We start from the raw sequence: 7231 nt of genomic DNA, 5'->3' as shown, positions 1-7231 counted from the left end.
TCACAGTGATTGAAAATAAAATGAACTGTGATGAAATGGTGCGAGTAAAAGACATCACATTAACCAGTACTTGTGAGCACCATTTAATTACCATCGATGGTAAAGCGACAGTTGCTTATATTCCACGTGGGAAAATTATAGGTTTATCAAAAATTAACCGTATTGTGCGTTTCTTTTCTCAACGCCCACAAGTGCAAGAGCGACTAACGCAACAAATTTTAGTGGCATTACAAACGCTACTTGAAAGTGAAGATGTTGCTGTTACTATTGATGCAACCCATTACTGTGTTAAATCTCGCGGTGTAATGGATGCAACCAGTGTAACGACAACGACGGCACTCGGCGGAATTTTTAAACGCAATCCTGCTACGCGTGCTGAATTTTTAAGTGGTATTCGTTAAGCGCTGTGTCTGTTGTAACTGATTGTTATTTAAATGCTAGTCAATACATGTTGACTGGCATTTTTTATTTATATTCAAGAGATAGTAAATGGATTTAATTAAGCTATCACGCATTAGCATGAAGCACCTTATTACCTTACACGTTATGTTAGACACCCTCAGTGTGACAGCGTGTGCCCATCGATTATGTGTCAGCCCATCCTCCGTTAGTAAAACCCTCACCCAGCTTCGAGGCACTTTAAATGATGAGTTATTTTACCGTAATGGTAATCGCTTAGTTTCAACGCCATTAGCGCGTCGTTTAGGGCCAACAGTACATCAAATGATCAATGACATGAATCAAATTATGACTCAGGAACAATTTGATGTTGCGCATTATGCGGGGAGTTTTTCATTGTCGATGCGTGAAAGCACTTTTGAGTTACTTGCAGCACCGTTATGTGAGCAAGTATTAAAGCTGGCACCCAATATTCGATTAGATATTTGGTCTAAAGATAATATTGGTGTTAGCGGGTTAGCAAAAGGGGTGTTAGATTTTATTATTCTGCCTCATGATCTTAGCCAGCCACCAAATATCGATAATAATTTGGTTTGGGAAACCTTATTTACCGATGAAATGGTGTGTTTAATGTCTAATGAACACCCATTGGCGACTCAATCACTGACGATCGATGATTATTTACATTACGATCATATTGGAATTGTTGATAATGATCTTAGTGTGCCATTTTTTGAAATGCAGCTTATTCAGCAACATAGAAAACGTAAAATTATGGTCAATGTCGCCGATTTTGGTGCGGCAGCGACACTGTGTAAAAATACTAAATTACTGTTTACTTGTTCAAAGAAATGGGCAAAAGTAGCAGCGCAAGCACAATCATTGACTATGAAAGCATTACCGTTTAATTATGGTCAAGTCGGGTACAGTTTAGTGTGGTATCAGCCATGTATGAACGATCCTGCAGTGCGGTGGTTGTATCAACAGATTACAACCGTTGGACATAAAATCGGTCGTTACACATAAACCGTTGGAAGAATTAGGTTAGTGACATTACGTTCGGTTAGTTGCGTTGCTAATGTTTCAATATCGGTTTGGTTACACGTTGTCCAATTTAATGATTCACCGGTAACCCCATGATGTTGAAATGCATTAAGCTTTATACGAACGTCATTACCTAATGTTGCTAAATATCCCGCAACATCATCGATGTATAGCTCATAATCAGTGACGTCTGGAATCTGCAATAAGCGTATCTCATATAATTTTTGATGTTGACTTAACCAACAAATACTCGCCAATACTCGGTCATTATCACGGCCGGTTAACCACCGATGAGTGGTGTTATTCCATGCTTTTAAATCAATCATCGCCCCATCAAGGTAAGGGGAGACTGATTGCCACCCTGTAATACTTAAACTACCGTTACTGTCGATCATACAGCTGAGATGTTGCAAGCTGGGATCGAACTTAATCGCCTTAAAGAGGGCAATTATATATGGTAATTGTAATGTTGCTTCGCCCCCCGTTACCGTAATACCATTAATAAAGAATACGTTATCTCTGATCAATGCCAAGGTATCAGCTATTGTTAGCTGATGTGTTTTTGGTGTTGATTGTCTATTACACGCGATTAAGCATGCATCGCATTCAGTACAGGTTGGCATGTTCCACACGACAAATGGTTTATTGTTTTGTGTGGTGAGCTGTAATGATTGCGTTGGGCAACTTGGTATACAATCACCACATTGATTACACATATCTATAGTTTGTGGATTATGGCAGTTTTTGCAGCGGTAGTTACACCCCTGCAAAAACAGCACCATACGATTACCTGGCCCATCAACACATGAGTAGTTCAATATTTTGCTGACGGTAGCTGAAATCATAATATGGTGCTCTTCATTTATTTTGATGGGTAAACAGGTGACATTTCACGACTAACAACACGTGGCTGACGCTCTAGAATATGTGTATTTTCAGAAGCTTCAGTACCTAACCAAGTTGTATTTGTTCGTGAGCCTTGTTGTTTGAATTTCGCAATATCAGATAGTTTAACCATGTAACCAGTGACACGTACAAGATCATTGCTGGCAACGTTTGCGGTGAATTCACGGAAACCTAACGCTAATGCACCTTTACATAATTGCATTAATGCGAGTGGGTTGTTTTTAATGGTTTCTTCAAGAGTTAAAATTTCACTGATACCCGATGTATAGTATTTATGATGAGCGGCTAATGCTTTAATGTGCATTACAGGATCGGGTTCGGTACCGTAAGGAATACGAATGCCAGGTGTGACTTCATGATCACAACTAATGCCACCTTGAGAGTGTAATAATGCTCGACCATTAAAACCGTATTTTACTGGGGTTGTTGTTACAATGTCACTTAATGTTTCACTGATTTTTAGTGCAATAGTATTTGCCTCTTCGTTATGTCCGTATTTAGCTACTGAGCCTGATTTCTCCATCAGAATATTAACGGCTTCTGCCATGCCATAAATACCAAACATAGGGGCAAAACGATCTTCATTAATCAAACCCTCTGTGGTTAAGAAACCAGTAAAGAAGTTTGATTCTTGATGTAAAAATGCTGAACGTGCGTCAATCAGTTCAAACATTAGTGCACAATAACGAGGCAAGGTCGATGTTAAAAAATCTTCAATGCTATTACTTTGCAATGCCACTTCTTTTAGATTAAGACGGACAAGGGTGTTTGCACCACCGGCAAGCGGAAGAGAGTTATAGCAACTTACAATACCGAATCCCGGTTTGCCAAAAGCATCTGAGAACATTGGGTAGTTAGCGATATGTGGCTTACTGCACTCGCAGATATTATTACATGCTTGTTGTAGCAGGCTATCTGGCGTGGTTGTGGGGTCGTACATAAAGGTTAAATTGGGTGCGACTTGTTTAAGTTCGGCATCGATAGTCAAAATCATGCGGCAAACAATGTTGTCAGTTGGGCCGACATTGACGTGCATGAAGGCATCAGGAAGAGTACGGTCAAGCATAATCCAGAAATTTTTCAGCTTATGGTATAAAATATCTTCGCTGATACCCGTAGTAAATGGCAGTAATATTTCGTCAAGTTGACCAAGATAAACGGGAATATTAGTGACTGACGGTACATGATGATAAATAATAGTCAGTAGATTGATGGCTTCATCTAAATTTGTTGCAGGTTCCAGTTCTAGATACTCTGAACCTTGCTGTAAAAACTTGGCATAATCAGGAAGAACATAACGAGGTTTGAAAGGGGCATTACCTTCAAACATATCACAAATAATTCCAGCTTCTTTGGCCGCTAAAATAGCGCTAGAAATAGGCATGTAATCGACAAGTGCTTCAGCTTCTGATGACAGGAACAACGTTTTTTGTTTTGCACTTAATGTTGCATCAGTAATGATGTTTTTGATATTACTCTGTAGTGTCATTGTTATGTTCTTCTTATATCCATAAGTTTTATATGGTTAATCTAGCGTATATTTTCTTTTTCCCGAAGTGAAAAAGGAAGAATTTGGTTTTTCCAAAATAGAAATTCGTATTGTAAGTATGACTCAGCATCATATTGATGAGTGATAATAAGTATTGCCATTAGGTGCAATACGAAAGTGAAAGCACATATATGCAATAGTGATTATGTAACAGCGATGCGAATAGGGAGGTTGTTGCTATTTTAGGCATGAAGAAGAGGTATAAAGGATCGATATTATTATAGTAGAAATAACCATAGAGCTTAATTATTGAGCAAATATTAGGCGGAAAAACGAAAAATCTATTTTTTTACATTAGATAAAATTTTTAATAAAAAACTGTTTTTTTTAGTGTTAAAATAAAAAGATAAAATTTAATCTCTTTATAATCAATGTTTTATTTATTTTTTTTGTGAGGTTTATAAATAAAAAATCATGATATGGCATAATTAATTTTTAAAGTTTCATTTTTTAAATTGTATCATTTGCCAAAATTTGTCTAAATATACTTAGTTAGTTTTTTTATGAACTATGGATTGCCGTCATTGCATATCAATAAGATAAGCTGTAATGCTAGGTATGGTATTTTTTGTTCTATTTTATAGGTAAGGATCGCTTTGACGATGTTTAATCCTCAACGTATTGTTGCTAAACGTGTAAGTAAACTTTTAATGTTATCATTGATGGTGCCTGGTAGTGTTTTTGCTGCTGAGGTAAATTCTACTATTCCAGAGAATGTTGCTGTTGTATCACAAAATAACGATGTGCCGATTGTCGGTTCTAGTACGGCATTACCTGAAATTCCTGCTGAGACGCGAAAAGCACCGTTAACAACGGGCAGTGTTGATTGGTCTTCATTGAATAATCTACATTTGAAAAGTACGAAAATTTTATGTGGTGAAACAACCAGTAATGTGTGTTTCGTGCCACAAATCGAACAAGCTTATGCGCAAAATAAATTTTACCCGCTCTGGAATACAGAGGCGCTACGTAATGAGTTGTCATTACAGCTTCAAGTACTCGCAGATAGCAAAATGCTGCCGGGTATTGCACAGCGTTTAGCTGAAATGAAGAAACTTGAACAAGAAGGTAATCTACGTGGTTATGATTTACTAGCGACAGATACTTACTATGTTTACCGTGCATTTCAGAATTACATCGCTCAGCACCGCAATGTGTTATTTTTGTCTAAACCTGTCAAAATGACTCATAGCATGATGGAATATGCAAAGGGTGATGACGCATATCCAATGACATTGGCTAAATTAACAAAGTACCGCCCTACATATGTTGATTTTGAGTCAACGATGAAGGTTATTCAGAAATTTGAAAAATTAGCACCACACCATTTAGTTGCATCAAATTTTAAAGGCATATATCGCCGAGGTGCTGTATTACCAAAAGGACATGAAATTGTTAAGGTTCTATATAACCTAGGTGATATGTCCGCAGCTGATCGAGATACCTTATTAGCTCAGTCAACAATTAAAAATACAGGCATTATGTTTAATAGCCTGAAGACCTTTCAAAAGCGTCATGGTCTAAGTGTTGATGGCGTTATTGGTTCGGGTACTGTTAAACAGTTAGTGATGCCTTATAGTGATATTGCACGTGTTCTTGCATTGAATACGCTACGTTTATCTGCTTTAAACCGTCATAACGATACGCGTGCGCATATCTGGGTAAATATTCCGAACTATAAGTTAGAAGTATTCGATAATGGTAAAAAAGTATTTGAGTCTAAAGTTATTGTAGGCCGTGATACTCGTCCAACAAACTTGTTCTCATCTGCGATCACAACCATGGTTGTGAATCCATATTGGAATGTCCCAATTACTATCAAGCAAAACGATGTTATTCCGAAAGTGAAAAGATCGCGTAATTACTTGAAAGCACATAATATGCAAATTCTAAATAGCTGGCGTGATCGTACTGTTATTTCACCAAGTAGTATTAATTGGGCTACAGTAGATCCAAAAACATTCCCTCATGAATTCCAGCAAGGCCCTGGTCCTCGTAATTCATTGGGTACAGTGAAATTCTTAATGCCAAATGACTATGCTATTTTCTTACATGATACGCCTGCACATGGTTTATTTAGCCGCAATAAGCGTGATCTAAGTTCAGGTTGTGTTCGTGTTGAGCGTGCTGATGATTTAGCCAACTACGTTATTAATTATCAAAATCGTAGTAATATGAAATCATTTAAAACAATGTTAGATTCCAAGAAACATAAAGTTGTGAGCCTATCTAAACGTATTGATGTTGACTTTGTGTACTTAACTGCATGGGTTGATCAAGATGGACATCTACAAATGCGTAGTGACATTTATGGTTATGACTCACCACAAGCTAAGCCAATCAAAGTTAAATTTATTACCATGAAAGATTTTGTAAATCACTAAATAATTGTTGATTACGCACTCTGTTTAAAGCCAGCATTTAGATGCTGGCTTTTTTATGTGCGCAATTTGATAACTCAGGGTAGAATTTGGTTATTATTTTTAAACAATATAGTTAGGGTGTCTTAATGTACGGCACAATGGGAACGCAATGTTAAAAGCTATTTTTTTAGATATGGATGAAACTTTATGTGCGACATCAGTTGCAGATAAACAAGCATTAACAACATTAAAATACCATGTTCAATCACAGTTTCCGGCATTGAATGCAGATGTTTTTTGCCAACGCTACATTGCTGGAATTTATAAACAGTTAAATAGTGAATTTCCACAATTAGTGGCGTTATTAGATAATGAATTACTGTTTCGTCAAACATTAGTACAAACACTATTTGCTCAGCAACAGCTCTCTCTTTCTTTTGAGCAAGCAAAGGCTATTCAAGCGGTGTTTGATGATGGCCGTATGGCTGGGTTTGACTTCTTTCCTGAAGTTAAAGCGATGCTTGCGACGCTTCGTCAACACTATAAGCTGGTGGTGATCACTAACGGCCCTGTTTTTTCTCAGTATCCTAAACTAGCCGCTACAGCGATGGATCAACATGTAGACCATATTATTGTTGGTGGAGAAGAACCTGAAGAGAAGCCTGCATTAAGTATTTTCAAAAAAGCATTAAATTTGGTGAAGTGTGAGCCAAATGAAGTTCTTCATATGGGAGATTCATTAGCGGCTGATATTGCAGGTGCGAATAGAGCGGGTATTACTAGTGTGTGGGTTGATACAGGCAAGATAAGTGATCATGATAAGCTATCACAAATCACTCCATCATATATTGTGGCTCAACCACAACAATTACTGAACGTGATAACGCAGCATTTTGCTTAGTACATAGTTAACTTTTTATAAGTAAAAAAACGCCACAGGCTATCTATTTTGTTTAGTTGGCCGTGGCAT

6 protein-coding genes are annotated in these 7231 nt (G+C 37.4%); 4 read left to right on the top strand and 2 right to left on the bottom strand.

Annotated features, from left to right (window positions below; translation table 11 throughout):
- The coding region (gene folE / locus Q0V26_RS11085; protein ID WP_297481740.1) for a GTP cyclohydrolase I FolE at positions 1 to 401 on the top strand (401 nt) is incomplete at its 5' end.
- Positions 402 to 489: 88 nt separating this feature from the next.
- On the top strand, positions 490 to 1425 hold the full coding sequence (locus tag Q0V26_RS11080; RefSeq protein ID WP_297481739.1) for a LysR family transcriptional regulator: 936 nt from the start codon (positions 490 to 492) through the stop codon (positions 1423 to 1425).
- Here Q0V26_RS11080 and Q0V26_RS11075 read toward each other — a convergent pair.
- Positions 1416 to 2288 (bottom strand): YjjW family glycine radical enzyme activase, encoded by an 873-nt coding sequence (locus tag Q0V26_RS11075; RefSeq protein ID WP_297481738.1) that lies wholly within the window; start codon positions 2286 to 2288, stop codon positions 1416 to 1418. The genes Q0V26_RS11080 and Q0V26_RS11075 overlap by 10 nt on opposite strands.
- 17 nt (positions 2289 to 2305) lie before the next feature.
- On the bottom strand, positions 2306 to 3838 hold the full coding sequence (locus Q0V26_RS11070) for a YjjI family glycine radical enzyme (RefSeq protein ID WP_297481737.1): 1533 nt from the start codon (positions 3836 to 3838) through the stop codon (positions 2306 to 2308).
- Between the two features lie 662 nt (positions 3839 to 4500).
- Between Q0V26_RS11070 and Q0V26_RS11065 the strand changes: the two genes are divergently transcribed.
- Both Q0V26_RS11065 and Q0V26_RS11060 read left to right on the top strand, forming a co-directional pair.
- Positions 4501 to 6282 carry a L,D-transpeptidase family protein gene (locus Q0V26_RS11065; protein ID WP_297481736.1) on the top strand — a complete coding sequence of 594 codons (1782 nt, stop codon included), beginning with the start codon at positions 4501 to 4503 and terminating at the stop codon, positions 6280 to 6282.
- 148 nt (positions 6283 to 6430) lie between these two features.
- A complete protein-coding gene (locus tag Q0V26_RS11060) occupies positions 6431 to 7162 on the top strand; it encodes an HAD family hydrolase (protein WP_297481735.1) in 732 nt (243 codons plus the stop codon).
- Positions 7163 to 7231 lie beyond the last annotated feature (69 nt).

Origin of the sequence: uncultured Photobacterium sp. (assembly GCF_947039875.1) — a bacterium.
Taxonomy (GTDB): Bacteria; Pseudomonadota; Gammaproteobacteria; order Enterobacterales; family Vibrionaceae; genus Photobacterium.
This window is presented reverse-complemented; position numbering and strand designations above follow the sequence as displayed.

What these genes read in the sequence shown, in the direction of transcription:
- Q0V26_RS11080 (WP_297481739.1), top strand. Translation starts at nt 490, where the DNA reads ATGGATTTAATTAAGCTATCACGCATTAGCATGAAGCACCTTATTACC.
- Q0V26_RS11065 (WP_297481736.1), top strand. Translation starts at nt 4,501, where the DNA reads ATGTTTAATCCTCAACGTATTGTTGCTAAACGTGTAAGTAAACTTTTA.
- Q0V26_RS11075 (WP_297481738.1), bottom strand. Translation starts at nt 2,288, where the DNA reads ATGATTTCAGCTACCGTCAGCAAAATATTGAACTACTCATGTGTTGAT.
- Q0V26_RS11070 (WP_297481737.1), bottom strand. Translation starts at nt 3,838, where the DNA reads ATGACACTACAGAGTAATATCAAAAACATCATTACTGATGCAACATTA.
- Q0V26_RS11060 (WP_297481735.1), top strand. Translation starts at nt 6,431, where the DNA reads ATGTTAAAAGCTATTTTTTTAGATATGGATGAAACTTTATGTGCGACA.